33 protein-coding genes are annotated in these 25087 nt (G+C 63.2%); 24 read left to right on the top strand and 9 right to left on the bottom strand.

Going from position 1 to position 25087, the window contains the following annotated elements:
- Positions 1-45: 45 nt before the first annotated feature.
- Positions 46-708, bottom strand: coding sequence for an HAD-IA family hydrolase (locus KEC45_RS09720; protein WP_062180021.1), 663 nt, complete (start codon positions 706-708; stop codon positions 46-48).
- A 59-nt stretch (positions 709-767) separates the two neighbouring features.
- Between KEC45_RS09720 and glmU the strand changes: the two genes are divergently transcribed.
- The 9 genes from glmU to KEC45_RS09675 are packed head-to-tail and all read left to right on the top strand — an operon-like array spanning position 768 to position 7300.
- Entirely contained in the window at positions 768-2120 is a 1353-nt protein-coding gene (glmU, locus tag KEC45_RS09715) for a bifunctional UDP-N-acetylglucosamine diphosphorylase/glucosamine-1-phosphate N-acetyltransferase GlmU (protein ID WP_238586626.1), read from the top strand.
- A gap of 4 nt (positions 2121-2124) precedes the next feature.
- Positions 2125-2661, top strand: a complete 537-nt coding sequence (locus tag KEC45_RS09710) for a GNAT family N-acetyltransferase (RefSeq protein ID WP_062180027.1) — start codon at positions 2125-2127, stop codon at positions 2659-2661.
- A complete protein-coding gene (locus KEC45_RS09705; protein WP_062180030.1) occupies positions 2658-2972 on the top strand; it encodes a hypothetical protein in 315 nt (104 codons plus the stop codon). The genes KEC45_RS09710 and KEC45_RS09705 overlap by 4 nt, the downstream gene beginning before the upstream one ends.
- A complete protein-coding gene (locus KEC45_RS09700; RefSeq protein ID WP_062180033.1) occupies positions 2969-3433 on the top strand; it encodes a GNAT family N-acetyltransferase in 465 nt (154 codons plus the stop codon). The genes KEC45_RS09705 and KEC45_RS09700 overlap by 4 nt, the downstream gene beginning before the upstream one ends.
- Before the next feature lie 30 nt (positions 3434-3463).
- Positions 3464-3688: a ribbon-helix-helix domain-containing protein gene (locus tag KEC45_RS09695; protein ID WP_062180036.1), complete on the top strand. Its 225-nt coding sequence runs from the start codon at positions 3464-3466 to the stop codon at positions 3686-3688.
- Positions 3685-4053, top strand: a complete 369-nt coding sequence (locus KEC45_RS09690) for a PIN domain-containing protein (RefSeq protein ID WP_062180040.1) — start codon at positions 3685-3687, stop codon at positions 4051-4053. The genes KEC45_RS09695 and KEC45_RS09690 overlap by 4 nt, the downstream gene beginning before the upstream one ends.
- Before the next feature lie 16 nt (positions 4054-4069).
- Entirely contained in the window at positions 4070-5893 is a 1824-nt protein-coding gene (gene glmS, locus KEC45_RS09685; RefSeq protein WP_062180043.1) for a glutamine--fructose-6-phosphate transaminase (isomerizing), read from the top strand.
- A gap of 33 nt (positions 5894-5926) precedes the next feature.
- Positions 5927-6874, top strand: a complete 948-nt coding sequence (locus KEC45_RS09680) for a hypothetical protein (protein ID WP_252171987.1) — start codon at positions 5927-5929, stop codon at positions 6872-6874.
- A 12-nt stretch (positions 6875-6886) separates the two neighbouring features.
- Positions 6887-7300, top strand: a complete 414-nt coding sequence (locus tag KEC45_RS09675) for a GFA family protein (protein WP_062180048.1) — start codon at positions 6887-6889, stop codon at positions 7298-7300.
- Positions 7301-7311: 11 nt separating this feature from the next.
- On the opposite strand, the gene KEC45_RS09670 is transcribed toward KEC45_RS09675, so the two are convergent.
- Positions 7312-7500: a hypothetical protein gene (locus KEC45_RS09670; protein ID WP_062180051.1), complete on the bottom strand. Its 189-nt coding sequence runs from the start codon at positions 7498-7500 to the stop codon at positions 7312-7314.
- A 59-nt stretch (positions 7501-7559) separates the two neighbouring features.
- Here KEC45_RS09670 and KEC45_RS09665 point away from each other — a divergent pair, with 59 nt between their 5' ends.
- Both KEC45_RS09665 and KEC45_RS09660 read left to right on the top strand, forming a co-directional pair.
- Positions 7560-8222: an HAD family phosphatase gene (locus tag KEC45_RS09665; protein WP_062180054.1), complete on the top strand. Its 663-nt coding sequence runs from the start codon at positions 7560-7562 to the stop codon at positions 8220-8222.
- Positions 8223-8390: 168 nt separating this feature from the next.
- Positions 8391-9263, top strand: coding sequence for a dienelactone hydrolase family protein (locus tag KEC45_RS09660; RefSeq protein ID WP_062180057.1), 873 nt, complete (start codon positions 8391-8393; stop codon positions 9261-9263).
- A 15-nt stretch (positions 9264-9278) separates the two neighbouring features.
- Here the strand turns inward: KEC45_RS09660 and KEC45_RS09655 are convergent, their stop codons facing one another.
- A complete protein-coding gene (locus KEC45_RS09655; protein ID WP_062180060.1) occupies positions 9279-9746 on the bottom strand; it encodes a DUF411 domain-containing protein in 468 nt (155 codons plus the stop codon).
- 47 nt (positions 9747-9793) lie between these two features.
- Here KEC45_RS09655 and KEC45_RS09650 point away from each other — a divergent pair, with 47 nt between their 5' ends.
- On the top strand, positions 9794-10363 hold the full coding sequence (locus tag KEC45_RS09650; protein WP_062180063.1) for a hypothetical protein: 570 nt from the start codon (positions 9794-9796) through the stop codon (positions 10361-10363).
- Here KEC45_RS09650 and KEC45_RS09645 read toward each other — a convergent pair.
- Both KEC45_RS09645 and KEC45_RS09640 read right to left on the bottom strand, forming a co-directional pair.
- Positions 10348-11364, bottom strand: a complete 1017-nt coding sequence (locus KEC45_RS09645) for an aldo/keto reductase (RefSeq protein WP_062180065.1) — start codon at positions 11362-11364, stop codon at positions 10348-10350. The two genes, KEC45_RS09650 and KEC45_RS09645, sit on opposite strands and share 16 nt — an antisense overlap.
- 68 nt (positions 11365-11432) lie before the next feature.
- The gene (locus tag KEC45_RS09640; protein WP_062180068.1) at positions 11433-12023 is read right to left on the bottom strand and encodes a LysE family translocator; all 591 of its coding nucleotides are present in this window, start codon (positions 12021-12023) and stop codon (positions 11433-11435) included.
- A 74-nt stretch (positions 12024-12097) separates the two neighbouring features.
- Here KEC45_RS09640 and KEC45_RS09635 point away from each other — a divergent pair, with 74 nt between their 5' ends.
- The 8 genes from KEC45_RS09635 to queE all read left to right on the top strand — a co-directional run bounded on the left by KEC45_RS09635 (position 12098) and on the right by queE (position 18850).
- Entirely contained in the window at positions 12098-12550 is a 453-nt protein-coding gene (locus tag KEC45_RS09635) for an Lrp/AsnC family transcriptional regulator (RefSeq protein ID WP_062180070.1), read from the top strand.
- Between the two features lie 67 nt (positions 12551-12617).
- Entirely contained in the window at positions 12618-13604 is a 987-nt protein-coding gene (locus KEC45_RS09630; RefSeq protein ID WP_193749135.1) for an LLM class flavin-dependent oxidoreductase, read from the top strand.
- Between the two features lie 146 nt (positions 13605-13750).
- Positions 13751-14938: an aspartate aminotransferase family protein gene (locus KEC45_RS09625; RefSeq protein WP_062180076.1), complete on the top strand. Its 1188-nt coding sequence runs from the start codon at positions 13751-13753 to the stop codon at positions 14936-14938.
- On the top strand, positions 14935-15861 hold the full coding sequence (gene argF, locus KEC45_RS09620; protein ID WP_062180079.1) for an ornithine carbamoyltransferase: 927 nt from the start codon (positions 14935-14937) through the stop codon (positions 15859-15861). Before KEC45_RS09625 ends, argF begins: the two co-directional genes overlap by 4 nt.
- 10 nt (positions 15862-15871) lie before the next feature.
- Entirely contained in the window at positions 15872-16795 is a 924-nt protein-coding gene (locus KEC45_RS09615; protein WP_238586627.1) for an Hsp33 family molecular chaperone HslO, read from the top strand.
- Positions 16796-16934: 139 nt separating this feature from the next.
- Positions 16935-17339: a hypothetical protein gene (locus KEC45_RS09610; RefSeq protein WP_083435758.1), complete on the top strand. Its 405-nt coding sequence runs from the start codon at positions 16935-16937 to the stop codon at positions 17337-17339.
- Between the two features lie 175 nt (positions 17340-17514).
- Positions 17515-18213 carry a 7-cyano-7-deazaguanine synthase QueC gene (queC, locus tag KEC45_RS09605; RefSeq protein ID WP_062180086.1) on the top strand — a complete coding sequence of 233 codons (699 nt, stop codon included), beginning with the start codon at positions 17515-17517 and terminating at the stop codon, positions 18211-18213.
- A gap of 4 nt (positions 18214-18217) precedes the next feature.
- Positions 18218-18850, top strand: a complete 633-nt coding sequence (gene queE, locus KEC45_RS09600) for a 7-carboxy-7-deazaguanine synthase (RefSeq protein ID WP_062180089.1) — start codon at positions 18218-18220, stop codon at positions 18848-18850.
- A gap of 3 nt (positions 18851-18853) precedes the next feature.
- Here the strand turns inward: queE and KEC45_RS09595 are convergent, their stop codons facing one another.
- Together KEC45_RS09595 and lipB are read right to left on the bottom strand one after the other, a co-directional pair.
- The gene (locus tag KEC45_RS09595; protein WP_062180091.1) at positions 18854-19201 is read right to left on the bottom strand and encodes a hypothetical protein; all 348 of its coding nucleotides are present in this window, start codon (positions 19199-19201) and stop codon (positions 18854-18856) included.
- Positions 19202-19210: 9 nt separating this feature from the next.
- The gene (lipB, locus tag KEC45_RS09590) at positions 19211-19864 is read right to left on the bottom strand and encodes a lipoyl(octanoyl) transferase LipB (protein ID WP_062180093.1); all 654 of its coding nucleotides are present in this window, start codon (positions 19862-19864) and stop codon (positions 19211-19213) included.
- Between the two features lie 131 nt (positions 19865-19995).
- Here lipB and KEC45_RS09585 point away from each other — a divergent pair, with 131 nt between their 5' ends.
- Together KEC45_RS09585 and KEC45_RS09580 are read left to right on the top strand one after the other, a co-directional pair.
- Positions 19996-20739, top strand: coding sequence for a hypothetical protein (locus tag KEC45_RS09585; protein ID WP_252171986.1), 744 nt, complete (start codon positions 19996-19998; stop codon positions 20737-20739).
- A gap of 41 nt (positions 20740-20780) precedes the next feature.
- Positions 20781-21623 (top strand): glycerophosphoryl diester phosphodiesterase membrane domain-containing protein, encoded by an 843-nt coding sequence (locus KEC45_RS09580; protein ID WP_252171985.1) that lies wholly within the window; start codon positions 20781-20783, stop codon positions 21621-21623.
- A 54-nt stretch (positions 21624-21677) separates the two neighbouring features.
- On the opposite strand, the gene hemF is transcribed toward KEC45_RS09580, so the two are convergent.
- Complete coding sequence (hemF, locus tag KEC45_RS09575) at positions 21678-22538, bottom strand: oxygen-dependent coproporphyrinogen oxidase (protein ID WP_062180096.1); 861 nt, start codon at positions 22536-22538, stop codon at positions 21678-21680.
- Positions 22535-22993 (bottom strand): tRNA (cytidine(34)-2'-O)-methyltransferase, encoded by a 459-nt coding sequence (locus tag KEC45_RS09570; protein ID WP_062180099.1) that lies wholly within the window; start codon positions 22991-22993, stop codon positions 22535-22537. Before KEC45_RS09570 ends, hemF begins: the two co-directional genes overlap by 4 nt.
- A 223-nt stretch (positions 22994-23216) precedes the next feature.
- On the opposite strand from KEC45_RS09570, the gene petA reads away from it, so the two are divergent.
- Together petA and KEC45_RS09560 are read left to right on the top strand one after the other, a co-directional pair.
- Entirely contained in the window at positions 23217-23774 is a 558-nt protein-coding gene (petA, locus tag KEC45_RS09565; protein ID WP_056374353.1) for a ubiquinol-cytochrome c reductase iron-sulfur subunit, read from the top strand.
- Between the two features lie 13 nt (positions 23775-23787).
- Positions 23788-25074, top strand: coding sequence for a cytochrome b/b6 (locus KEC45_RS09560; RefSeq protein ID WP_062180102.1), 1287 nt, complete (start codon positions 23788-23790; stop codon positions 25072-25074).
- The last annotated feature ends 13 nt before the right edge of the window (positions 25075-25087 follow it).

The raw sequence follows: 25087 nt of genomic DNA, 5'->3' as shown, positions 1-25087 counted from the left end.
GCGTGCTTCCGGTGCTCACGTACCTGAACTGAATGTCGATCCGCCCTAAAGCGTCGCGAGAAGCGGAACCAGTTCGTCGAAATGGTCGATCACATAGGTTGCTCCAAGTTCCGGCGCAGGGCGATCGAGAAAGCCGAAGCTGACCGCGACGCTCGGCACGCCGGCATTCTTTGCCGCCATGACGTCATAAATGCTGTCACCAACAAAGGCCGCGCGGCCGCCGCCGCATCGCTCCACCATCGCGTGAATCGGTTCGGGGGAGGGCTTGCGGACATTCAGCGTATCGCCGCCGATGATCGTCGCCATGCGATCGGCCAAGCCGAATTCGGCAAGCAGCATGCGCGCAAGATGCTCGGCCTTGTTGGTGACGACGGCGGTCTTTACGCCCAGCGCGTCGAGCCGGTCCAGCGCGGCGACTACGCCAGGAAAAAGTCGGCTTTCGATTGCGATATGCGCCCCGTAAAAGTCGAGCAGTTCGGGATAGAGCCGCTCGACCGCCCCCTCTGGAACGCCGCCGCTCGCGCGCAGGCCTTCCTCCAGCATATGCTTCGCTCCGCGCCCGATCATCGGCCGCACGGCGTCCGGGCTCAGCGGGGCGCGATCCATCAGTGCCAGCGCGTGATTGACCGCGGCAGCGAGGTCGCCGAGCGTATCGAGGAGCGTGCCGTCGAGGTCGAAGCCGACGGTCGCGAAAGGAAATGCGTTCATCGGCCCCGCATGGCGCGATGCTCTGGAAACCGCAATGATTTGCTGGCATGGCAGCGCGCATGAGCAATCCCATCGCCGCCATCGTCCTTGCCGCGGGCAAGGGTACCCGCATGAAATCGGACCTGCACAAGGTTCTGCACCCGATCGCCGGCCGCCCGATGCTGCTGCACCTGATGGCGAGCGTCGATGAATTGAGCCCGGCAAAGAAAGTCGTGATCGTCGGCGACAAGGCCGATCAGCTTGAGGCGGCGCTGGCGGGAAGCGCGGACCTGGCGGTTCAGGAGCCGCAGCTCGGCACCGGCCATGCGGTGCAGCAGGGCGAGGGCGCGCTGACGGGCTTCGACGGCGATGTACTGATCCTCTATGGCGACGTGCCCTTCGTTCCCGCCGCGACCATGCAGGCGATGATCGACCGGCTCAATGCCCCCGATGCGCCCGCGGTCGTGGTGCTGGCGTTCGAGCCCGCCGATGCCCAGCAATATGGCCGCGTCATCACTGACGGCGACTATGTCACCAAGATGGTCGAGCATAAGGATGCGACCGACGCCGAGCGTGCGGTGCGCCTTTGCAATTCGGGGCTGATGGCCGCGAAATCGGCCGACCTCTTCGCGCTGCTCGCGCGTGTTACCGACGACAATGCGGCGAAGGAATTTTATCTCGTCGACATCGTCAATATCGCGAACGGCGACGGGCGGCATTGTGCGGTCGTCGTCACCGATCCCTATGATGTGGCCGGTATCAACAGCCGCGGCGAACTTGCTGCGATGGAAAGCGAATGGCAGGCGCGCCGCCGCGTGCAGGCGATGGCCGATGGCGCCAGTCTGATCGCCCCTGACACCATATGGTTCGCCTGGGATACCGAGCTTGGCCGCGACGTAACGATCGAGCCCAATGTCTTCTTCGGCCCCGGCGCGAAGATCGCCGACAATGTGAAGATCCGCGCGAATTGCCATATCGAAGGCGCAATCGTCGGCACGGGCTGCGAAGTCGGTCCGTTCGCGCGGCTCCGGCCCGGTACGGTCCTTGGCGAAAAGGCAAAGATCGGCAATTTTGTCGAGACCAAGAAGGCGGTGCTCGGCAAGGGCGCCAAAGCCAACCACCTGACCTATCTGGGCGACGTCACCGTCGGCGCGGGGGCCAACATCGGCGCGGGCACGATCACCTGCAATTATGATGGCTATTTCAAATATAAGACCGAGATTGGCGAGCGTGCCTTCATCGGATCGAACAGCGCGCTGGTCGCTCCGGTAAAGATCGGCGCCGATGCGATCGTCGCCGCCGGCAGCGCGGTGACGCGCGACGTCGCCGATGGCGAACTGCGGCTTGTGCGCGGCGAGCAGTTGGTCAAGCCCGGCTGGGCCGACCGTTTCCACGAGGCAATGCGCAAGAAAAAAGCGGCGGAAAAGAAATAACCCGATGCCTGCACCGACACTGACCACCGCGCGCCTCGTGCTGCGCCAATTGCGCGAGGACGATGCCGCGGCGCTCTTTCCCGTGCTGTCCGATCCCGAAGTGATGACCTGGTGGTCGAGCGGGCCGCACGCGTCGCTCGCCGAGACGGCAGACTATGTCAAAGGCAATGCCGCCGAGGGGCAGGGCTATGATTGCTGGGCGATCACCGCCGGTGACGATGTCGCGCTCGGCTGGGTGATCCTGATCGACGGCAAGCCCGACGTGAAGGAGGTCGGCTATATCCTGAACCGCGATCATTGGGGCAACGGGATCGCGCGCGAAGCGGTGTCGCGGGTGATTGACCATGGTTTCGATGATCTGAAGCTGCGCCGCATCTTTGCCGATACCGATCCCGAAAATGCCGGGTCGATCTCTTTAATCCAGCGTCTTGGCTTCCAATATGAGGGGCGGCTGCGCGGCGAATGGGAAACGCACATTGGGGTGCGCGATTCGCTGATCTTCGGCTTGCTGCGCGACGAATGGATGGAGAACACAAAGTGACCGATCGCTACACCGACAAGCCTTTCCTGCGCTTCGTCGACGCCTGGGTGCTGAAAGCGATCGGCCATCTCGACCCCGCGACCGAGGGCTATTGCAAAGCGATGGTGCCGCAGCTCGAACAGAGCTTTGACGTGAAGGGAAGCTGGGAACAGATCGTCGAGCAGCAGATGAAATTCGGCCCCGACCTGCCCGCGCAAATTCTGAAAATCTGGACCGATGGCAAGGCGCGCTTCGCCGCAGGAAATGGCGAAGCGCCCGATCCGGTGCAGTTCGCGATGATCTTCGTCGACCGCAATTTCGGGCGGACATGAGCGGCCTGATCGTCCGGCCCGCGGCCCGCGCCGATTACGATCGGTGGCTCCCGCTATGGGACGGCTACAACGCCTTCTACGGCCGCAGCGGCGATACGGCGCTGGCGCCCGAGGTCACCGCCGCGACCTGGGATCGCTTCTACGATCCCTATGAGCCGATGTTCGCGCTGGTCGCCGAGCAGGACGGCGCCCTTCTCGGCCTGACCCATTATCTGCTCCATCGCAGCACCACCTCGCTCCTGCCGTCGCTCTATCTGCAGGACCTGTTCACCACCGCCGACGCGCGTGGCAAGGGTGTCGGCCGCGCCTTGATCGAGGCCGTCTATGACGCGGCGAAGGAGCGCGGGCTCCCGCGCGTTTATTGGCTGACGCACGAAACCAACGATACCGCGATGCTGCTATACGATCGCATTGCCGAAAAAACCGGCGTTCTCGTCTATCGAAAGCAACTGCCCGCTTGATTTGATATCATGATATGATATCAATCTGGCATGCGCTTTCTCGCGGACATCCCCGATGACGATATCCAGTGGCTCGACGCGCTTGCGGCCGAGCTAGGCGTGTCACGGGCCGAGCTCGTTCGCCGTGCGGTAGCGGCCTATCGCGCGGACGTGTCAGGCGACGCGATCGATAACGCCTTCGGAATCTTTCGCACCCGCGACGATATCGGCGACGGGCTGAAATATCAGCGGCGGCTTAGGGGCAAGCGCGAATGATCGACGCGCAGTTCGATAGCGACATCCTGATCGACGCGCTGAACGGCATCGAAGCGGCGCGGGCCGAGATCCGCCGCGCCGGGCGCAAGAGCGTGAGTCGTGTCAGCTGGACCGAGGTGATGTCAGCGGCCGACCCCACATCGGTGAAAGCGGTTGAGGCCTTTCTCGGCTGCTTCCAGGTCGAGGAGATCGGGGATGCGGTCGCGCGTCGTGCCGCGGCGCTGCGCGCCGAGCGCAAGGGCTTGACCTTGGCCGACGCTTTCGTACTGGCGACCGCACAGATCAGCGGGCGCATCCTGGTTACACGCAATATCAAGGTGTTTCCGGCGTCGATGCCGGGTATTCGCGTTCCCTACACGCTTTAGAAGAAAGCCAGACCACATGTGCGGAATTATCGGAATCATCGGCAAGGACCAGGTGGCGGACCGTCTGGTCGACGGGCTGAAGCGCATGGAGTATCGCGGCTATGACTCGGCGGGCGTGTGCACTGTCGAGGGCGGCCAACTGATCCGTCGCCGCGCCGAGGGTAAGCTCGGCAATCTCGTCAAGGAACTCGCCGGCAATCCCGCGCCCGGCACCGTCGGCATCGCGCACACGCGCTGGGCGACGCACGGCGCGCCGACGACGAGCAACGCGCACCCGCATGCGACAGGCGAGGTCGCGCTGGTCCACAACGGGATCATCGAGAATTTCAAGCCGCTGCGCGAGGCGCTGACCGCGCGCGGCCGTAAGTTCGAGAGCGAGACGGATACCGAGGTCGTCGCACATCTCGTCAGCGAACAGGTCGAAGCGGGCAAGTCACCTCAGGACGCGGTGAAGGCGGTCCTCCCGCAGCTCCGCGGCGCCTTCGCGCTCGCAATCGCCTTCCGCCAGCATTCCGACCTTTTGATCGGGGCGCGCCTCGGTTCGCCGTTGGTCGTGGGTTATGGCGAGGGCGAAACCTATCTGGGCAGCGATGCTTTGGCTCTTGCGCCGCTGACGCAGAAGATCGCCTATCTCGATGAGGGCGACTGGGTGGTCATCACCAAGGATGGTGCGCAGATCTACGACGCCGACAATAATCCCGTGACGCGCGAAATCACGACCTCGGGCGTCACGGCCGCCGCGGTCGAAAAGGGCAATTACCGCCACTTCATGCAGAAGGAGATTTTCGAGCAGCCGACCGTCGTCGCGCAGACGCTCTCCTCCTACATTCGTCCGCTCGAACAGACGGTCGCGTTGCCGCAGATGGATTTCGATCTGTCGACGGTCGAGCGCATTACGATCGTCGCGTGCGGCACCAGCTTCTACGCGGGCATGGTCGCCAAATATTGGTTCGAAACCTTCGCGCGCGTTCCCGTCGACATCGATGTCGCGTCGGAGTTCCGTTATCGCGACCCGGTGCTCCAGCCGGGCGGGCTTGCGCTCTTCATTTCGCAGTCGGGCGAGACTGCCGACACGCTCGCGGCGCTGCGCCACTGCAAGGCGAACGGGCAGACGATCGCGGTCGTCGTCAACGTTCCCACCAGCAGCATGGCGCGCGAGGCGGACCTGCTGCTGCCAACGCATGCCGGTCCCGAAATCGGGGTTGCGTCGACCAAGGCTTTCACCTGTCAGCTTGCGGTGCTCGCCGCGCTCGCCGCGCATCTCGCGCTCAAAAAGGGTAAGCTCAGCGCCGCGGAAGAGCATGAGATCGTCAAGCATCTGATCGAGGCGCCTGCGGCACTCAACGCCGCGCTCGCGCACGACGAGGAAATCTCGAAGATGGCGCATCTCGTCGCCCCCGCGCGCGACGTGCTCTACCTCGGTCGTGGCCCCGACTATCCGCTTGCCCTGGAAGGCGCGCTGAAGCTCAAGGAAATCTCGTACATCCACGCAGAGGGTTACGCCTCGGGTGAGATGAAGCATGGCCCGATCGCGCTGATCGACGAGGCGGTCCCGGTCATCGTCCTCGCTCCCTCGGGCCCGCTGTTCGAAAAGACCGTCAGCAACATGCAGGAAGTCATGGCGCGCGGCGGCAAGGTCGTCTTGATTTCAGACGCAGAAGGGCTCGCAGAAGCCGGTGACGGCTGCATGGCGACGATCGAAATGCCCAAGGTCCACCCGCTGATCGCACCGCTCGTTTACGCGGTGCCGGTGCAATTGCTGGCGTACCATGTGGCTGTCGCCAAGGGCACCGACGTCGATCAGCCGCGCAATCTCGCGAAATCGGTTACGGTCGAGTAGGAGACGCATCGCGGAGGGGGTATGACGCCCGGATTGGTCGATATCGGTATCGCGCTGGCCATGGTTGCGCTGATCGCCGCGCTGACGGTCGGTTTCCATCGCCGCACGCCGCAACAGGTGGAAGATGGCCCGGAAAACGAGCTTTATCGAGCATATACGCGCGAATTCGACCGTACCCTCTCTGCTGCCGCTGTACCGACAAGCTTGCCGGAGATCAGCCCCGACGGCGAAAAGGGATATCTCGAAAAGGATGATCGGAAGTGGCGTCTCCAGATCGATCGCGCAGAACACAATTATGACCGGCTCGGAGATTTGGGGGCGCTGGAAACTCATGAAGACGGCGAACTTTCCAGTACCGCTGTGCTACTCATGGTCGATCAATCGGGTTCGATGCGTGGCGAACCGATGGCGTGGGTTGCCGCGGGGGTTCGGCGCCTATCGGAGGAGCTGGGAAGGCGCGGCGCAAGTGTCGCGGTTGCCGGCTATTCGACCGCTGGCTGGCATGGTGGTTTTACGCGGCGCAAATGGCTGCGCGATGGAAAGCCGTCCAGACCCGGGCGCCTATGCGCCTTGCTTCATATCTTGTACCAGCCGTTCGACAATGCGGCGCTCGATCCGGACGACTGGCGGCAAATGCTGAACCCCGATGTCCTGCGCGAAAATGTCGACGGAGAGGCCCTGGAATGGGGCGTCAATCAGCTAAAGAGCCGCCTCGAACGGCGACGCATCCTTCTAGTCGTGAGCGACGGCGCGCCCGTTGACGATTCGACGCTCATGGCAAACGGCCCATCGTACATGCATCGGCATTTCCTGCAGGTGCGCGACGCAATTCTGGGGGCGAAGGAACTGGAATTGATGGCGATCGGCGCGGCCTTTCGCGTCTCCGAATTCTATCCAGTCTCGCGCGATGCCGTCGATGCCGGCACGCTGGTCGAGACGGGACTGGAGCTGGTCACAAGGAATGATAAATATGGATTATAGAGTGCAGGCGAAATGAGCTGGAACACCACCTGCCACTGCGGCGCCGTCTCGGTGCGGCTTGCCAAGGCGCCCGAGGAAATCGCCGAGTGCAATTGCTCGCTCTGCTTCTCGCACGGCATCCTCTGGAGCTATATGTCGCCGCGCGACGTCGTGATCGAGGGTGCGACGCGCACCTATAATCGCGCCGACCGCGAAAACCCCAATTCGGACCTGCATTTTTGCGCGACTTGTGGCTGTACGACGCACTGGTCGGCAACCGAGGGACTGATCGAACGGATGGGCGGAGAGGTCGACATGATGGGCGTGAACATGCGCCTTTTCGACCCGGCGCAGCTCAGCGGGTTAAAGCTTAGCTTCCCCGACGGTCGCGGCTGGTCCGGCGAGGGGCCATGGAGCTATGCGCGCGAGCATGAGGTGATGCGCTGAAATAGTCGCGGTCACTCCGTCGCGTTGGCCTGGGCAAGGATCGACGCTGCGATCTCCTCGATCTTGCCCGAAACCAGCAGCGGTGCGCCGCCGACCATCCCGACCTGCGTCTGGCCGTTCTCATAATCGCGGAGCCAGGCGACATTTTCGGCGACGACCAGATAATTGCCGCCGCGCGAGTTCAAGGAAATGAATTTCATGATGCTGTCTCCTGATCGTGAAACGCCTAGGCACCAAGTATGAAGATTGTGAGATTCGCATGACGCCTGCCGCGATCATTTTCGATTTCGATGGCGTCGTCGCCGACAGCGAAGTGCGCGCGAACCTGTCGCTTGCCGAAAGCCTGACCGCCGCGGGCATGCCCGCGACCTATGACGAGTGCCTGCGCGATTATTATGGCCATAATTGGCAGGAAACCGAACGGCGCATCGTCGCGCGCTATGGCCGCGCACTACCCGCCGATTTTCGCGAGACCCACCGCGAGCGGGCGCGGGCGCGCTATATGGAGGGCTTCGATGCCGTGCCCGGCGTCGCTGTATTTCTCGACGCGCTGGGGCCGCTACCGCGCGCGATCGCTTCGTCGAGCCGCGCCGAATATATCGGCTGGGCACTCGGCCTATTCGGGCTCGGCCATCATTTCGGGGAGCATGTCTACAGCGCCGACGGCTGGGATCGAGGCAAGCCGTTTCCTGACATCTATCTCGCCGCCGCGAAGGGTCTTGGCGTCGACCCCGCGGGATGCCTCGCCATCGAGGATTCGCCGACGGGGGCGCGGGCGGCAATTGCCGCGGGAATGGCCGTGGTCGGTTTCTGCGGCGCGGGCCATATCGTCGACCGCGCGGGGCATGGTGAGATGCTGCGCGAGGTCGGCGTGCATCATGTCGCGCTGACATTTGACGAGGTGGCGTCTCTCATCTTCTAAATACGCTATTGCCGCGACAGGGGGCTGCCCAAAAATCGCTGTCCTATAAAATGGTGCTGGATTAGCTTTGCCATTCGTTCGCATCCCGATGACGGCGCGACAATCGAATCCCGAGTGAAGTTGCGCAGTTTTCAGCGACTTTTCAAAACGCCCAGCGAGGAGAGACACATGTGCACCGAGAACACCGAAGCCGATCTTGATCGTGCCGGCATGTCCGTTGGACGGCGCAGCTTCACAGTGCTTGCAGGTGCGGGCGCGTTGGCCGCGGCGTTGCCCGCGCGGGCAATCGCGGGCAAGCCGGTCAAGGGCCGCGATGTCACGATCAAGACCGACGACGGTACCTGCGATGCCTATTTCGTCGCTCCGGCAGAGGGTAAGCATCCCGCCGTGCTGGTGTGGCCCGATATCCGCGGACTTCGCCCTGCATTCCGGCAGATGGCCGACCGGCTTGCAGCCGAAGGCTATGCCGTGCTGACCGTGAACCCCTTTTACCGCTGGCAGAAGTCGCCGGTGGTCGATGCCGCCAACGACTTTAGCGACCCTGCGATCCGCGAAAAGCTGTTCGGTTATCTCAAGCAACTGACGCGCCCGATCGTCGAGACCGACGCGAAGGCGCATCTCGCTTTTCTCGACACGCAGAAGGAAGTCGATACGAAGCGCAAGATCGGCACCACCGGCTATTGTATGGGCGGCGCGATGACGATCTATACGGCGGCGCTGAAACCTGACCGCGTCGGTGCGGCGGCAAGCTTTCACGGTGGCGGTGTCGGTACCGACAAGCCCGACAGCCCGCACCTGCTGATCCCGAAAACCAACGCTGGCTATCTGTTCGCGATCGCCGACAATGACGACAAGGAAACGCCGAACGAGAAGGTCTTGCTGAACGCCGTGCTCGCGCCGCGCAAACAGTGGCATGAAGTCGAAGTCTATGAAGGCGCGATGCACGGCTGGTGCCCGCCCGACGGCCGCGCCTATAACGAAGCGGCCGCTGAAAAGGCATGGAGCCGGATGCTCGAGCTGTTCAAGGCCGAGCTGGCCTGATTTGCGGCAACGCGCTCAGTGCGCGTGCGCGCCGCCGCTGGCGGCGTAGCTTGCAAAGACGCGCTGGCCTGCAGGGCCGAAGGTCATGACCTTATAGGCTTCGCGATGGTCGCCATGCTCCATGCCGGGCGATCCCATCGGCATGCCGGCGACCGCAAGGCCCTTTACGCCCTTGGGCTTTTCGCGGAGCAGGCGCGCGATGTCCTTCGCGGGCACATGCCCCTCGATGACATAGCCGCCGACCAGCACGGTATGGCAACTGCGCAGCGCCTGCGGCACGCCCTGCTTGTCCTTGACCGCATTCATGTCGGGCGAGTTCACCACGACCGCCTTTTGTCCGAACGAGGCCTTCACCTGCTCGAGCCATTTGAGGCAGCATCCGCAGCCCGCATCGCGGAACATCACCGGGTTCGCGGCGTGCGCGGTCCCGATGATGGCGGAAAAAGCAGCGAGGGCGAAAAACGCACGGCGGACAGAAGTCATCGCAAATCCTTTTGGTGGAACCGCTGCGAAGCCTATAGGCGGGGCCCATGAAAGTCCATTTCATCCGATCGGGCGATCGCCGCTACTCCATGCGGATCGAGCGTGCCGATGCGCCGGTGCTGGTGATGGACCCGGCGCCCGGCTTCGACCCCGACCTGCCGCACGACATGGTGCATTTTGTGGTCGAGGCGGCGCTGGGGCTCAAGACCGGCGTCTTCGGTCAGATCGCGGCGGGCGGCGATGCGGGCTCCTTCCATGTCGAGGCAGGCGGCGCGCTGTCGGCAAAGGAACGCCAGCGCGCGGCGCGCAAACAGGTCGCCAAGGGCGCAAAGCTGATCAAAAGCCAGGGCCGCGAGGGCGAATTGTCCGAACTCGCCGCCTTCCTCTTCGACATCGCATGGCGTAGCCGCTCGCGTCCCGACACCGCGGCGCAGCGCGCTGCGCTGGGCGAGGCCGAGCGTACGCGCGGCTCGCTCAGCGCCGACGAACGCGCGCGGATCGACGCTGCGCGGCCGCACGTGTTCGAGGCGTTCGACCGGCTTTCGAAGGCATGGCGCGCGCTGCCGGTTGGCGGTGCGTTAAGCCTCGAATGGCCGTCGGTTCAGCCCATCGGGTAGAGGATGTCCTTGCTGACCTTGTGCAGCGCCTTCATCACATCGTCCGCGAGCACCAGTTCCATTGCGTCGAGGATCGGATCGACCTGATCATAGGCGCTCACGCCGACGATCGTCGAAGCCACGAAATCATGCTGTTTCGACCAGGCGGTCGCCATCGTCACCGGATGCAGCCCCGCCTCTTCGGCGATCTGGAGGTAATGCGCTGTCGCCGCGAGGCTCTTTTCGTTGACGAAACGGCGGCCCATCGCGGCCTGCCGTCCCTCCATGCCCAGATAGCGCGAGAAGCGCGCACCCTCGGGGCGGGCCCCGTCCTGATATTTGCCCGAGAGGACGCCGCCTGCGAGCGGCGAATAGGGGATCAGGCTGACGCCTTCCTGCCGGCACACCTGCGCCAGCTCATCCTCGAAGCGGCGGTTGTTGAGGCTGAAATTATTCTGGATCGTGTGATAGCGCGCGGCGCCAAGGCGTTCCGACGCCGCCAGCGACTTCATCAATCCCCAGCTCGTCTCGTTCGAACAGCCGAGGATGCGGACCTTGCCGACGCGGACGAGTTCGTCGAGCGCGTCCATCATCTCGTCATAAGGCGCATCATGGTCGGGCCAGTGCGTCTGATAGAGGTCGATATAGTCGGTCTGGAGCCGCGTCAGGCTGTCGTCGACCGCCTGGAAGATGTTCTTGCGGTCGAGCGCGGTCATGCCGTTGCGGCACGGCGACTTGAACCACACATGGCTGGGTCCCGATACCTTGGTCGCAAGGATGATCGCGTCGCGCGGCTTGGTCTTCATCCAGCGGCCGACGATTTCCTCGGTGCGGCCCACCCATTTGATGTCGGGCGGCACCGGATAGCCCTCGGCGGTGTCGTAGAAATTGATCCCGGCGTCGAAGCAGCGGTCGAGGATACGGAATGCCTCGGCCTCTTCGGTCTGGCTGCCGAAGGTCATCGTCCCCATGCAGATGTCGGACACATGGATGGCGCTCTTGCCGAGACGACGACTCTGCATGCTCTTGTTCTCCGGTCAGAAGAGGGGAGCGCCGTCCATAGGTTGCGCGATGCAACCTTGCAATCGGGTCAGATCAATAGCGCGAGAGATCCGGCGAGCAGCGCCGCCATCGTCCAGTTGAACGCCCGCAGCCGCGCCGGGCTGGACAGCCAGCCTCGCAGTACCTGGCCCATCACCGCCCACAGGCTGGTCGAGGGCAGGTTGATGATCCCGAACACGATCGCAACGAGCAGCACCGCCCCAAGATTGCGGTCGGGAGCGTAGAGCGCGATCGCCGTCAGCGCCATCGACCAGGCCTTGGGATTGACCCACTGAAAGAGAATCGCCTGAAAGAAGGTCATCGGCTTGGCGCGTCCGCCGCTTTCGGTGTCGGGCGCCGCCGCATTGGCGATCTTCCACGCAAGCCACAGCAGATAGGCGACGCTCACCACCTTGAGCACCGTATTGAGGATCGGGAACAGATCGAACAACCCCATCAGCCCGACCCCGACAAGGACGATCATAAGCGTGAATCCGAAACCGACGCCGAGCGCGTGCGGGACAGTACGGCGGAGGCCGAAATTGGCGCCCGACGCCATCAGCATCATGTTGTTCGGCCCCGGCGTGATCGACGAGACGAGAGCGAAGGCGGAGAGCGCGACGAGAGCGGTTTGATCCATAGGGCGCAACATAATGCGTTTCGATGCGCGACGGATTGCAAAGATGGGGCGCATTGCGATAGATTATGCAATCTATGACCAAGATTGATGCCATTGGCCGCAATATATTGCGCGAATTGTCGAGCGACGGACGAATCTCGAATCTCGAACTTGCCGAACGCGTCGGGCTGTCGCCGTCTGCCTGTCTGCGGCGCGTCCAAGAATTGGAGCGCAGCGGGGTCATCAAGGGCTATCGCGCGGTGATCGACCCCGCGAAGCTCGGACTGACCTTCATCGCCTATGTGACCGTCGGTCTGTCATCGCACACCAAACAGTCGCAGTCCGATTTCGAGGCGGCGATGGCGCTCGCGCCCGAGGTGCGCGAATGTCACAATATCACCGGCACGATCGAATATCTGTTGCGCGTCGAGACCGACGACCTGGCGACATACAAGCATTTTCATACCGAGGTGCTCGGCGTGCTGCCGCAGGTGCATTCGATCACCACCTATGTGCTGATGGACTCGCCAAAGGACGAGCGCGCATAGTTTTTCTTCGTACCGCCCGCGAACCGCTGCGCTTGAACCGCGACGACCCGCACCGCATATCAGTTTCATGACGAAACTCTCTTTCCTCGACCTTGTGCCCGTCACCGACACCGGCACAATTTCCCAGTCGCTCGCGAACGCCGCCGATCTCGCTCGCCATGCCGAGGCGCTCGGTTACGAACGCTATTGGGTTGCAGAGCATCATGGCATGGCGGGGATTGCGAGCGCCGCGACCTCGGTCGTGCTCGCGCATATCGGTCAGGCGACTTCGACGATCCGCATCGGCGCGGGCGGTATCATGCTGCCGAACCACGCCCCGATGGTGATCGCCGAACAATTCGGCACGCTCGAAGCGTTGTTCCCCGGCCGCGTCGATCTCGGCCTTGGTCGTGCGCCCGGCTCGGACGGCATCGTCGCGCGTGCGCTCCGCCGCAACCTTGCGAGCGACGAAAGGCAGTTCCCGCAGGATGTCGTCGAGCTGCAAGCGTTCCTGGCAGGCGACGACCGCCTCGGCATCCGCGCGGTGCCGGGTGAGGGGACGAATGTGCCGCTCTGGATCCTCGGTTCCAGCCTGTTCGGCGCACAGCTTGCGGCGATGCTCGGGCTGCCTTATGCCTTCGCCAGCCATTTCGCGCCCGACGCTCTGGATGAAGCGCTCGATATCTATCGCCGCCAGTTCAAGCCGTCCGAACAATTGGCGCAGCCTTATGCGGCCGCCGCTTTCAACGTCTTCGCCGCCGACACGCGCGAACAAGCCGAACTGCTGGCCTCGTCGCAGCAACAAGCCTTCGTTGCGCTGCGTACCGGCAATCCGGGCAAGATGAAGCCGCCGCTTGCTGGCTACAAGGACAGCCTCCCGCCGAACGCGCGCGCGATCCTTGACCATGTCCTGCAATGTTCGGCGGTCGGAACGGTCGACGACGTAGCGGCCGGCCTTAAGGCGTTCCAGGCGCGCACCGGCGTCGATGAGATCATTGTCGCCTCGTCCATGTACGACCATGACGCGCGCAAACATTCGGTCGCGCTCGCTATGGAGGCGGGCAAGTCAATCTAACGATCCTCCCTTTGGCATGGCCATGGGAAGGATTGGGCCACCCCCTGTGTTGACGCGGCTCCGGCTGCGGCAGTATAGGGGCGGTCCGACCAAGGGCGGCCCGTTTTGGGGTCGCCTTTTTTACTTTTGAATGAAAGGTGCCTGCCATGACGATCACGCCGCTGATGCCCGTATACCCCCGGTGCGGTGTGCGTCCGGTTCGCGGCGAAGGCGCCTATCTGATCGGCGAACGAGGCGAGCGCTATCTCGACTTCGCCAGCGGCATCGCGGTCAACCTGCTCGGCCACGGCCACCCGCACCTGACCAAGGCGATCCAGGATCAGGCCGCGACCCTGATGCATGTGTCGAACCTCTACGGCAGCCCGCAGGGCGAGGCCTATGCCGCGCGTCTGGTCGAGAACACGTTTGCCGACACGGTGTTCCTGACCAACTCTGGTGCCGAAGCGGTCGAATGTTCGATCAAGACGGCGCGCGCTTATCATTCCAGCGCGGGGAACGCCGAAAAACACACGCTGATCACCTTCAACAACGCCTTTCACGGCCGCACGCTCGGCACGATCTCGGCGACCAATCAGGAAAAGCTGCGCAAGGGTTTCGACCCGCTGCTGCCGGGCTTTGCCTATGCTCCGTTCGACGACATCAACGCCGCCCTCGATCTGGTCGACGACAATACGGCAGGCTTCCTGGTCGAGCCGATCCAGGGCGAAGGTGGCATTCGCCCGGCTTCGCAGCCTTTCCTGCAGGCGCTGCGCGACATCTGCGACAAGCGCGACCTGATGCTCGTGTTCGACGAAGTGCAGTGCGGCGTTGCGCGTACCGGGCATCTCTACGCCTATGAACATTTCGGCGTGACCCCCGACATCATGGCGAGCGCCAAGGGTATCGGCGGTGGCTTCCCGATGGGCGCATGCCTGGCGACCGAGAAAGCGGCGCGCGGTATGGTCATCGGCACGCATGGATCGACCTATGGCGGTAACCCGCTCGCCTGTGCGGCGGGGCAGGCGGTGCTTGACGTCGTGCTCGAAGAGGGCTTCCTCGATCAGGTCAAGGCGACCGGCGAGCGCCTTCGCGGCGCGCTTGAACAGCTAATTCCGAACCACGATCAACTGTTCGACAGCGTGCGCGGTGTCGGGCTGATGCTCGGGCTCAAGCTCAATTCGGACAGCCGCGCGTTCGTCGCGCATCTGCGCGACAACCACGGGCTGCTGACCGTCGCGGCGGGCGAGAATGTCGTGCGCGTGCTGCCGCCGCTGAACATCGACGACAGCCATATCGCCGAGTTCATCGAAAAACTGTCAGCGGGCGCGGCGAGCTACACGCCGCCCGAAGTTTGATGCGGCACTTCCTGAACCTGTCCGATGCGGGCGGGGACGCGGTCGCCGCGATGCTCGCCGACGCGATCGATCGCAAGGCGGCGCGCGCGGGCTGGCCAAAGGGCAAGCCCGACGCGGACGCGCCGCTCGCGGGACATGTGCTGGCGATGGTGTTCGAGAAGAATTCGACGCGCACGCGTGCCTCTTTCGATATCGCGATGCGCCAACTCGGCGGCACGTCCATGATCATGGACGCGGGCGTCACCCAACTGGGTCGCGGCGAGACGATCGCCGACACCGCTCGCGTGCTGTCGCGCTACGCCGACGCGATCATGATCCGCACCGACGATCATGCGAAGGCCGAGGAGCTTGCAGAATATGCGAGCGTCCCGGTGATCAACGGGCTTACCGACCTGTCGCACCCGTGCCAGATCGTTGCCGATCTGCTCACGATCGTCGAAAGCGGCAAGGCATTGCCGGGGCTCGAGCTTGCTTGGCTCGGCGACGGAAACAATGTGCTTGGTTCGCTGATCGAGGCCGCGGGCCTCTTCGGCTTCAACGTCCGCGCCGGCGTGCCGCAGGGCTATGAGCCCGAGGCGGGCTTCGTCGAAGCAGCGCGCGCGAAGGGCGTCCGGATCGACATCACGCGCGACGCGCGTGAAGCCGTTGCGGGCGCCGATCTTGTCGTCACCGACACCTGGGTGTCGATGGGGCAGGACCATGCGCATAATAAGATCGCGGCGATGACGCCGTATCAGGTCGACGAACGGCTGATGACCGGCGCCAAGGAAGATGCGATCTTCCTCCATTGCCTTCCCGCGCACCGAGGCGACGAGGTGGTCGACGCGGTGATCGACGGCCCGCAGTCGCGTGTATGGGATGAAGCCGAGAATCGCGTCCATGCGCAGAAATCGATCCTGCTGTGGGCGTTCGGAAAATTGTGAGTTTGAAGACGTGAGTGAAATCATCGAAACCTGGTTCGACCAGCCCCTGCTGTTCACGATCGCCGAACGGCACGTCCGCGGGCGCTTGGTGCGTTTGGGGCCGACGCTTCAGACGATCATCGGCGCGCATAATTATCCGCCGGTCGCCGAAAAGCTGCTGGCGGAGGCGCTGGTGCTTACCGTGCTGCTCGGTTCGACGCTGAAGGACGAAAACGGCCAGATGACGCTGCAGGCGCAGACCGGCGGCGGCCCCGTCGAACTGCTCGTCTGCGACTATCGCGCGGGCGAACTGCGCGGTTACCTTAAATTCGATGCCGAACGGCTTGCCGAGGTCGGGTCGGATCCGACCCTGTTCGCCTTGTTCGGCGAAGGCTTCCTTGCGATCACCTTCGACCAGGCGACCACGGGCGAGCGCTATCAGGGTATCGTGCCGCTTGAAGGCAGCTCGATCGGCGAGGCCGCCGAGCATTATTTCGAGCAGTCGGAACAGATTTCGAGCCTGATCAAGCTGGCCGCGCGACATGACGCCGAGGCGGGGTGTCTCGCGGGCGGCCTGTTGCTGCAGCATCTGCCCGAAGGCGAAGTCGGCCGCGACCGTCTGCATGTACGGCACGACACTCCCGAATGGGAACATGCCAAGACCATCGCCACCACGCTGAAGGCCGAGGAGCTTACCGATCCTGCAACCTCGCTGGAAACGCTCGCTTGGCGGCTGTTTCACGAGGACGAGGTCCGCGTCGAGGCCGGCGTGACGGTGTCGCGCGGCTGCCGGTGCAGCACCGGATATTTCGCGGGCGTGCTCGCGCAATTTCCGGAGGCCGAGCGCGCCGATATGGCGGACGAGAATGGCCGGATCGTCGTCGACTGCGCCTTTTGCTCGCGTTTCTTTCCGATCCCGCTGGATGAAATCGCGACCCACAATCGGCCGGAATAGCGACGAAATCGCTGCCGTTCTTCACGGCGAGGCGAGTAAATTCAGCGCCAAGCGGTTGAAAACGCATCCCCGGCTTGCTAGCTAAGTGGGAACGGGGTCGCATATTCGCTCGTTCGCGGGCGGCCAATGGATAGGTGGAATGGCGATCTTCTCTCCCATGTTGCGAATGTCGTTGATGGCGCTCGGCCTTGCGGGCGCCGGCGCGGTCCCCGCGCAGGCGCCGTCGCTGGCGATGCTCGACCGGCTGGAAAAAGGAAGCTGGCAGCTACGCGAGCGCGGCAAGGATGCCGTGCTGCAGACGGTATGCCTTGGCGACGCCCGCAGGCTGATCCAGATTCAGCATCCGCGCGCAAATTGTTCGCGCTATGTCATTGAGGACACGCCGAATTCGGTGACGGTCCATTATACCTGCCCCGGTGCAGGGCATGGCCGTACAAGCATCCGTAGCGAGACGAACCGGCTCGTCCAGATCGATACGCAAGGGATCGCCGAGGGCAAACCCTTCTCGCAGGCGATCGAGGCACGCCGTACCGGCGGCTGCTGATCGAACGAAATATTAACCATCCCGTGTCAGGGTGAGTGGGTGGCATACCGATGTGTGCCCTTCTCCCTAACGGCTGTGATGCCGAACTGGGCCGTGTCGCAGCAGCTTCGCGGCCCATTTCTTTTGGTGCGGCACAGCCCTTGCACCCCCCGCGCCACGGGCCTATCTGGCGCCGATGCAGCAAGTTTCCGGAAAAACGGTGATCGTCCTCCTGTCGGGCGGGCTCGACTCGATGGTCTGTGCGGGCCTGGCACGCGAAGCCGGCGCGCGGATCGTCGCGCTCACGATCGATTATAACCAGCGCCACCGCGTCGAGCTGGAATCCGCCGCGCGGATCGCCGATTATGTCGGGGCGGCCGAACATATCGTCCTGCCGCTCGACCTCCGCCGCTTCGGCGGGTCGGCGCTGACCGCCGACATCGACGTGCCAAAGGATGGCGTCCCCGAAGTCGAGGGGGGCGGCGACGTGCCGGTCACCTATGTCCCCGCGCGCAACCTCATCTTCCTGTCGCTGACGCTCGGGCTTGCCGAGGCGCGGGCTGCGCAGGATATCGTCATCGGTGTCAATGCGCTCGACTATTCGGGCTATCCCGATTGCCGCCCCGAATTCATCCAGGGCTTCGAAAAACTCGCCGCGCTGGCAACCCGCGACGGCGACAAAGGCGTCGAGTTCCACATCCATGCGCCGCTCCAGCATATGACCAAGGCCGATATCGCCGCCGAAGCGGCTCGGCTCGGCATGGACGCAGGGATGAGCTGGTCCTGCTATGACCCAACGCCCGACGGGCTGCATTGCGGATCGTGCGACAGTTGCCGCCTGCGCAGCAAGGGCTTCGCCGACGCGGGGCTCGCCGATCCGACGCGCTACGCCTGAACCGATGACTTACGCGGTCAAAGAGATTTTCCTCACGCTGCAGGGGGAGGGCGCGCAGGCAGGGCGCCGCGCGGTTTTCTGCCGCTTCGCCGGCTGCAATTTGTGGACGGGACGCGAGAAGGACCGCGCGAAGGCGATCTGCCAATTCTGCGACACCGATTTCGTCGGCACCGACGGGAGCCTCGGCGGAAAGTACAAGAGCGCGGCGGCGCTGGCCGATGTCATCGCCGAAACTTGGGGAAAGGGCGGCGACGACCGCTATGTGGTGCTGACCGGCGGAGAGCCGATGCTCCAGGTCGATGCGGCGCTTATCGACGCGCTGCATGAGCGCGACTTTACCATCGCGATCGAAAGCAACGGCACTTTCGCGATCCCGCGCAGCATCGATTGGATCTGCGTCAGTCCAAAGGCCGGCAGCGAACTGGTGCAGACGAGTGGCGACGAGCTGAAGCTTGTCTGGCCGCAGCCGGGCAGCGACGTCGCGTGGCTTGCGGCGCTCGATTTCGAACATCTGCTCGTCCAGCCGCTCGACGACCCACACGCCGCCGCGAATGTTCAGGCGTGCATCGATCTGGTTATGGATGACCCGCGCTGGCGCCTGTCGCTGCAGACGCACAAGAATCTGGGGCTGCGCTAGAGCTTATTCGCCCTTTTTGGCGGCAGCGTCGGTGGTGGTGATCGCCTTCTTCGCAGCCGGCATATCGACCGCATCGGGATTATCGGCCCCGGCACCTTCCTCGGCTGGCTCTTCCGCCGCGTCCGCTTCGTCGGTCTTCGCCGCATCCTTCTTGGTGCCGTCATCGGGGATGCTGTTGTCGACCGCGGTCCCGTCGCTCACCGCATCGTCGAGGATGATCATCGAATCGCTCACCGATCCTGGCTGGACTTCGACCGCGTCGAGCTTGGTGGTTGACTTGCCGGCGGTGTCGCCGCCGCCGCAGGCAGCGAGAGCAAGCAGGGAGAGCGAGGCGAGAAGGGTGCGGGTCATCCGGCGTTCCTAATCGCTTGGCGAAAGCTTGTCGAGAAAGGCGGGCAGCGTTTGCACCAGCGCGGCATCGACGTCGGCAAAGCTTGCCGTCTTGCCGAGCGCCGCAAGGCTGGTCACCGGAAATTCGGCGATGCCGCAAGGCACGATGCCACCGAAATGCGCAAGATCGGGTGCGACGTTGAGCGAGAAGCCGTGCATCGTCACCCAGCGCTTCACGCGCACCCCGATCGCGCCGATCTTCGCCTCTCGGCCATCCAGGTCGTCGGTCCAGATCCCGATACGACCTTCGGCGCGGCGCGCCTCGACCCCGAGCAGCGCGAGCGCGTCGATCACCCAGCCTTCGAGCGCGGAGACATAGGCGCGCACGTCGCGGCCGCGTTTCGTCAGGTCGAACTGGACATAGCCGACACGCTGGCCGGGGCCGTGATAGGTATAGCGTCCGCCGCGCCCGGCATCGTAAACCGGAAATTGCGGGCTCAGCAGCTCGGCCGGATCGGCGCTCGTCCCCGCAGTATAAAGCGGCGGATGCTCGATCAGCCAGATGCGTTCCCCGGCGTCTCCGGCATGGATCGCGGCGGCGCGGGCCTCCATGTCGGACAGCGCGACATCATAGTCGGTAAGGCCGGAACTGATCGTCCATTCTGGTGGAGGAAGCATGCTCATCGCGCCGGCTATCTGGCGCGCCAGAGCTCCATGCGCAAGACCTAGGGCATGCTTTACCGACAGGGCTGGACAGACGCGCTCAAGATCGTCACCTTCGATGCAACGACGAACGAAAAAATGACGGGGTATCAATGGTAAAATTCGACATGGGTGCGGCGTGGGACGATGCGGTGACGCTTGTGAAAGCCCATTTACCGTTTACCAGCATTCTTGCGGGCATATTCCTCTTTCTGCCGGGGATGGCGCTGGCGGTGTTGGGCCCCGTTCCCTTCGCCCCGCCTAGCGATGCAACGCCGGACCAACTCATGACGCTGATGCTCGCCGATATGCGGCAGCAACTGCCGTGGGTTCTGGGCATCGCCCTCGCTTCGACGTTCGGCTCGATCGCCATCCTGCGGCTGTGGCTTGCACGCGCGGGAACCAGTGTCGGCGAGGCGCTGGCCTTCGCATTTGCGATGATCCCGACGCTGATTGCGATATTCGCGATCCAGATGTTTCTCTTCGGGATCGCCGCATTGTTGCTGATCCTGCCGGCGATCTACCTCGTCGGACGATTCTCTGCCGTTTATCCGCTGCTCGCCGATCGCGATCTCAAGAATCCGCTTACGGCGCTGCAGGGCAGCTGGGATCTGACGCGGGGCAATGGGTGGCGCATCGCATTGTTCGTCATCCTGTTCATGATTGTCCTGTTCGTCGTGTCGGCGATCACTGCAGGTATCACGGGGCTTTTCGGAGTGCAGGGCACGTTCGGCCATCTGATCGGCAGTGCGATTAATTCGGCTGTATCGGCTGCCTTCGGCTTGCTCAATACGGCGGTGATTGCATCGATCTATCGTCAGTTGGCCGTCCGCGCTGACGGCGGCGTATTCGCATAATTTGGGTCGCAATTGGGGAGTCATTCAGGGGGAGAAAAGGAATGAATCGATTTAGCATCGGTCAAGCTTGGTCTTATGCGACGAGTTTCTTTGCCGGGCAGGGCGCCAATCATGCGATTGCCCTTATAGGGGTCGGCATCGCTGCCCCGCTGGTACTGCAATTCGCGCTTGGCGGCGGCGCAATGATGGCCGACCCGATGAGCCTTGCCGCGGGCGGCGGACTGGCGGCGATGGGCGGCCTGATGATGCTCATCAGCCTGGTCAATTATATCCTGCAGATGGGCAGCTATTTTACGTCTTGGCGTATCGGTTTCTCGAACGGCGCCGAGCCGCTGGGATCGGCGCTTGCTTTTGGGCTGGTCGCGGCGCTGCCGACGTTCCTGCTCCTGATTGCTGTCGTGCTCGTGCTGGTGCTGATCGGCTTCGTCGTCTTTGGGAGCGCGCTCGCGCCTTTGGCTATGGGCGGCGCGCCCAGTGCAGGGAGCAGCGCCATCATGCTCCTGCTCATGCTGCTGTTCTTCCTGTTCCTGATCTGGCTCGCGGCACGTTTTTGCTGCACCGGGCCGGTGATGGCGGACCGGCGGACCTTCAACGTCCTGACCGGACTTGGCGAATCGTGGCGGATGACCGCGGCCGCGCAGTGGAAGATTTTCGGTTATTTCATCCTGCTCGGCATTGCCTTCTTCGTCGTCTTCCTGATCTTGGGAATGGTTGTTGGGGTGTCGATGTTTGCCGGAGGGGGCGTGCCCAGCGGCGGTTCGATCCTCGCCATCATTGTTGGAGCGCTTTTGCTGAGTATCCCGATCGCCTATTTGCAGGTCGGCGTGCCGGCAGGCATCTATCGCGCCCTTGGCGAGCACGGTCAGTCTGACGTTTTTGCCTGATCGCCTCGGCGGTCTTCTGGGGGCGCCTTCGAATTCGAAGGCGCCCTTTTTACGTCAGTTCCACTTGGCGAGCGGCGGAAGGCTCATCAGGATCGCATCGATATTGCCGCCGGTCTTGAGCCCGAACAGCGTGCCGCGATCATAGACGAGATTGAATTCGGCATAGCGGCCGCGCCAGATCAACTGCGCCTCACGCTCGGCGTCGGTGAAGGGCAGGCCCATCCGGCGGCGCACGATCTGCGGGAAGATGTCGAGAAAGGCGTCGCCGACTGCCTGCGTCAGTTGGAAATTCCGATCAAACTCGGCGTCGTCGCCGCATTCGAGATGGTCGTAGAAGATGCCGCCGACGCCGCGATGGACGCCGCGATGCGGGATAAAGAAATAATCCTCGGCCCATTTGGCATAGCGTTCATAAACGTCGGGGCCGAAGGGAGCGCAGGCCGCGCGCAGGCGCGCATGGAAGGCGTCGGTGTCTTCCTGGTACGGTATCGGCGGGTTGAGATCCGCGCCGCCCCCGAACCAGCGCTTTGTCGTCGCGAGGAAGCGCGTGTTCATATGCACCGCGGGGACATGCGGATTCGCCATATGCGCGACCAGGCTGATTCCCGTGGCGAAGAAGCTCGGATCCTCGCCCGCGCCATGGATCGACGCGGCGAAATCGGGTGCGAACTGCCCGCCGACGGTCGAGACATTGACGCCGACTTTCTCGAAAACCCGCCCCGTCATCACGCCGCGCACACCGCCGCCGCCCTCGCCGGGGGCCAGTCCGTCGGCTTCGCGATCCCACGGCGTATATTCAAAGCGCGCATCGCTGCCGGCTTCGGATTCGATCTTCTCGAACTCGGCGCAGATCCGGTCGCGGAGTGATTCGAACCAGGTTCGTGCCGTCTGTTGCTGCGGATCGAGCGAGATCATGCGGGAAAGCCTTTCGTTTGCCTGAGCGCTTCGGCGAGCGCGATGCCAGCCGCGACCGCGACATTCAAGGATCGAAAGCCGGCCTGCATCGGAATCGCCACCCGTGCTGCGGCCGCGTCATGGACATGGGGCGGCACGCCCGAGGATTCGGCGCCAAGTAGCAGGACGTCGTCGGGCTCGAATGCGAAGGCGGGCAGGGGCGTCGCGCCCGCGGTGGTCAGCAACACGATCCGACGGCCCGCGTTCGCGCTCCATTGCCGAAAGGCATCCCAGTCCGCATGGCGGCGTACATTCGCCCTTACGGCATAGTCCATCCCGGCGCGCTTCAACGCGCCGTCGGAGAAGGGAAAGCCGCAAGGTTCGATGATATGCGCGGGTACGCCGAAACAGGCTGCGGTGCGCAATGTCGTACCGACATTGCCCGCGATATCCGGCTGAAACAGGGCGATTTCCATGCATGGCCCATAGCCGCGACGCCGCGAGGAATCGAGAGGGCTCGGTGCGGCGCCTTAGTACAGTGAAAGAAGCAGAAATTGCCTGTTGGCAAGCCCGGACAGTGCGGCTATCAGGCCCGCAATTCCCGGAGGGGCCGCCGGGTTGTGCGCTTTTGTGCGCGTGCAACAGGGGCGGCCATAACTTCGAGAACTTTTGTTAGTTCACCCATGCAAGGGCAGTCGAATGGCCAGTGAATCTGAACTCAACGCCGGTATCGAAGATGGCGTACGCCGCCGGGATTTCATCAATATTGCGGCGGTGAGTTTCGCTGGTGTCGGTGCGGTTGCCGTGGTGCTGCCGCTGCTCAACCAGATGAACCCGTCGGCCGACGTGCTCGCGCTGTCGACCACCGAAATCGACATTTCGGCGATTCAGCCCGGCCAGGCTATCAAGACGAGCTGGCGCAAGCAGCCCGTGTTCGTGCGCAACCTCGTTGCCAAGGAAATCGCTGAAGCCAAGGCTGTGCCTCTCGGCGATCTCCGCGATCCCGAAACGATCGACCAGCGCACCAAGCCCGGCAAGGAAAACTGGCTGATCACGCTGGGCGTCTGCACGCACCTTGGCTGTGTGCCGCTCGGTGCCGCGGAAGGTGAGAACAAAGGCGATTTCGGCGGTTATTTCTGCCCGTGCCATGGTTCGCACTATGACACCGCGGCGCGTATCCGTAAGGGGCCGGCGCCCAAGAATCTGGTTGTGCCGCCCTATGAATTCAACAGCGACACCGTCGTGACGATCGGCTGAGGAGCGAGATAAGATGAGCTTTCCCTGGGCCAAACCCTATGAGCCGACGCATCCGCTGATGAAGTGGATGGACGAGAAGCTGCCGATTCCGCGCCTCGTCTATAATGCCACGGGCCCCGGCTATCCGGTCCCGCGCAACCTTAACTATTTCTGGAACTTCGGCGTCCTCGCCGGCGCCGCGCTGATGATCCAGATCATCACCGGTATCGTTCTGGCGATGCATTATGCCGCGAACGCGAGCGTCGCATTCAATTCGGTCGAGCATATCATGCGCGACGTGAATGCCGGCTGGTTCATCCGCTATGCGCATATGAACGGCGCGAGCATGTTCTTCATCGTCGTTTATCTGCACATCTTCCGCGGCCTTTATTACGGTTCGTACAAGGCGCCGCGCGAAATGGTGTGGCTGCTCGGCGTCGTGATCTTCCTCCTGATGATGGCGACCGCCTTCATGGGCTATGTGCTTCCGTGGGGCCAGATGAGCTTCTGGGGCGCGCAGGTGATCACCGGCTTCTTCTCGGCGATACCGATCGTCGGCGAACCGGTGCGCGAATGGCTGCTCGGCGGCTTCGTCCCCGATAACGCCACGCTCAACCGCTTCTTCTCGCTGCACTATCTGCTGCCGTTCGTGATCCTGGGTGTCATCATCCTGCATATCTGGGCGTTGCACATCCCGGGTTCGTCGAACCCGACGGGCATCGAGGTGAAGGACGAACAGGACACCGTGCCGTTCCACCCCTATTACACCGCGAAGGACGGTTTCGGGGTCGGCGTCTTCCTGCTGATCTTCGTCGCGCTGACCTTCTTCAGCCCGAACACGCTCGGCCACGCCGATAACTATATCCCGGCGAACTCGCTTTCGACCCCGGCGCATATCGTCCCCGAATGGTACTTCCTGCCCTTCTACGCGATCCTGAAGGCCTTCACCTTCAACTTCCTGTGGATCGATGCGAAGCTGTGGGGCGTCATCGCGATGTTTGCCTCGATCGCGCTGCTGTTCTTCCTGCCTTGGCTCGACAGCTCGCCGATCAAGTCGTCAAACTATCGTCCGCTGTACCGCATCTTCTTCTGGATCCTCGTCGCCGACGTGCTTCTGCTTGGCTGGTGCGGCATGCAGCCGGCGGAGCAGCCGTGGGTGATTCTCAGCCAGCTGGGTGCGATCTATTATTTCGCTCACTTCCTGGTGATCCTGCCGATCGTGTCGCGGATCGAACGCCCGCTTCCGATGCCGAATTCGATCACCGAAGCGGTCCTCGCCAAACACGCCACCGACACCGCGTCGGCATCGGCAACGGCCTGAGCGCCGGACTTTA

It is taken from the genome of Sphingopyxis sp. USTB-05, from assembly GCF_023822045.1.
Lineage (GTDB): Bacteria > Pseudomonadota > Alphaproteobacteria > Sphingomonadales > Sphingomonadaceae > Sphingopyxis.
The sequence above is the reverse complement of the archived record's forward strand: the minus strand, read 5'-3'. Positions and strand labels throughout refer to the sequence as shown.

Coding starts and splice junctions, on each gene's coding strand:
- KEC45_RS09655 (WP_062180060.1), bottom strand. CDS start 9,746: ATGACTTCTGTCCGCCGTGCGTTTTTCGCCCTCGCTGCTTTTTCCGCC.
- KEC45_RS09640 (WP_062180068.1), bottom strand. CDS start 12,023: ATGGATCAAACCGCTCTCGTCGCGCTCTCCGCCTTCGCTCTCGTCTCG.
- KEC45_RS09670 (WP_062180051.1), bottom strand. CDS start 7,500: ATGAAATTCATTTCCTTGAACTCGCGCGGCGGCAATTATCTGGTCGTC.
- KEC45_RS09665 (WP_062180054.1), top strand. CDS start 7,560: ATGACGCCTGCCGCGATCATTTTCGATTTCGATGGCGTCGTCGCCGAC.
- glmU (WP_238586626.1), top strand. CDS start 768: ATGAGCAATCCCATCGCCGCCATCGTCCTTGCCGCGGGCAAGGGTACC.
- KEC45_RS09635 (WP_062180070.1), top strand. CDS start 12,098: ATGACCAAGATTGATGCCATTGGCCGCAATATATTGCGCGAATTGTCG.
- KEC45_RS09630 (WP_193749135.1), top strand. CDS start 12,618: ATGACGAAACTCTCTTTCCTCGACCTTGTGCCCGTCACCGACACCGGC.
- KEC45_RS09650 (WP_062180063.1), top strand. CDS start 9,794: ATGAAAGTCCATTTCATCCGATCGGGCGATCGCCGCTACTCCATGCGG.
- KEC45_RS09700 (WP_062180033.1), top strand. CDS start 2,969: ATGAGCGGCCTGATCGTCCGGCCCGCGGCCCGCGCCGATTACGATCGG.
- KEC45_RS09585 (WP_252171986.1), top strand. CDS start 19,996: ATGGTAAAATTCGACATGGGTGCGGCGTGGGACGATGCGGTGACGCTT.
- KEC45_RS09660 (WP_062180057.1), top strand. CDS start 8,391: ATGTGCACCGAGAACACCGAAGCCGATCTTGATCGTGCCGGCATGTCC.
- KEC45_RS09645 (WP_062180065.1), bottom strand. CDS start 11,364: ATGCAGAGTCGTCGTCTCGGCAAGAGCGCCATCCATGTGTCCGACATC.
- KEC45_RS09710 (WP_062180027.1), top strand. CDS start 2,125: ATGCCTGCACCGACACTGACCACCGCGCGCCTCGTGCTGCGCCAATTG.
- KEC45_RS09570 (WP_062180099.1), bottom strand. CDS start 22,993: ATGGAAATCGCCCTGTTTCAGCCGGATATCGCGGGCAATGTCGGTACG.
- KEC45_RS09690 (WP_062180040.1), top strand. CDS start 3,685: ATGATCGACGCGCAGTTCGATAGCGACATCCTGATCGACGCGCTGAAC.
- petA (WP_056374353.1), top strand. CDS start 23,217: ATGGCCAGTGAATCTGAACTCAACGCCGGTATCGAAGATGGCGTACGC.
- queE (WP_062180089.1), top strand. CDS start 18,218: ATGACTTACGCGGTCAAAGAGATTTTCCTCACGCTGCAGGGGGAGGGC.
- KEC45_RS09560 (WP_062180102.1), top strand. CDS start 23,788: ATGAGCTTTCCCTGGGCCAAACCCTATGAGCCGACGCATCCGCTGATG.
- KEC45_RS09595 (WP_062180091.1), bottom strand. CDS start 19,201: ATGACCCGCACCCTTCTCGCCTCGCTCTCCCTGCTTGCTCTCGCTGCC.
- glmS (WP_062180043.1), top strand. CDS start 4,070: ATGTGCGGAATTATCGGAATCATCGGCAAGGACCAGGTGGCGGACCGT.
- KEC45_RS09610 (WP_083435758.1), top strand. CDS start 16,935: ATGGCGATCTTCTCTCCCATGTTGCGAATGTCGTTGATGGCGCTCGGC.
- lipB (WP_062180093.1), bottom strand. CDS start 19,864: ATGAGCATGCTTCCTCCACCAGAATGGACGATCAGTTCCGGCCTTACC.
- KEC45_RS09695 (WP_062180036.1), top strand. CDS start 3,464: ATGCGCTTTCTCGCGGACATCCCCGATGACGATATCCAGTGGCTCGAC.
- KEC45_RS09720 (WP_062180021.1), bottom strand. CDS start 708: ATGAACGCATTTCCTTTCGCGACCGTCGGCTTCGACCTCGACGGCACG.
- KEC45_RS09580 (WP_252171985.1), top strand. CDS start 20,781: ATGAATCGATTTAGCATCGGTCAAGCTTGGTCTTATGCGACGAGTTTC.
- queC (WP_062180086.1), top strand. CDS start 17,515: ATGCAGCAAGTTTCCGGAAAAACGGTGATCGTCCTCCTGTCGGGCGGG.
- KEC45_RS09625 (WP_062180076.1), top strand. CDS start 13,751: ATGACGATCACGCCGCTGATGCCCGTATACCCCCGGTGCGGTGTGCGT.
- hemF (WP_062180096.1), bottom strand. CDS start 22,538: ATGATCTCGCTCGATCCGCAGCAACAGACGGCACGAACCTGGTTCGAA.
- KEC45_RS09675 (WP_062180048.1), top strand. CDS start 6,887: ATGAGCTGGAACACCACCTGCCACTGCGGCGCCGTCTCGGTGCGGCTT.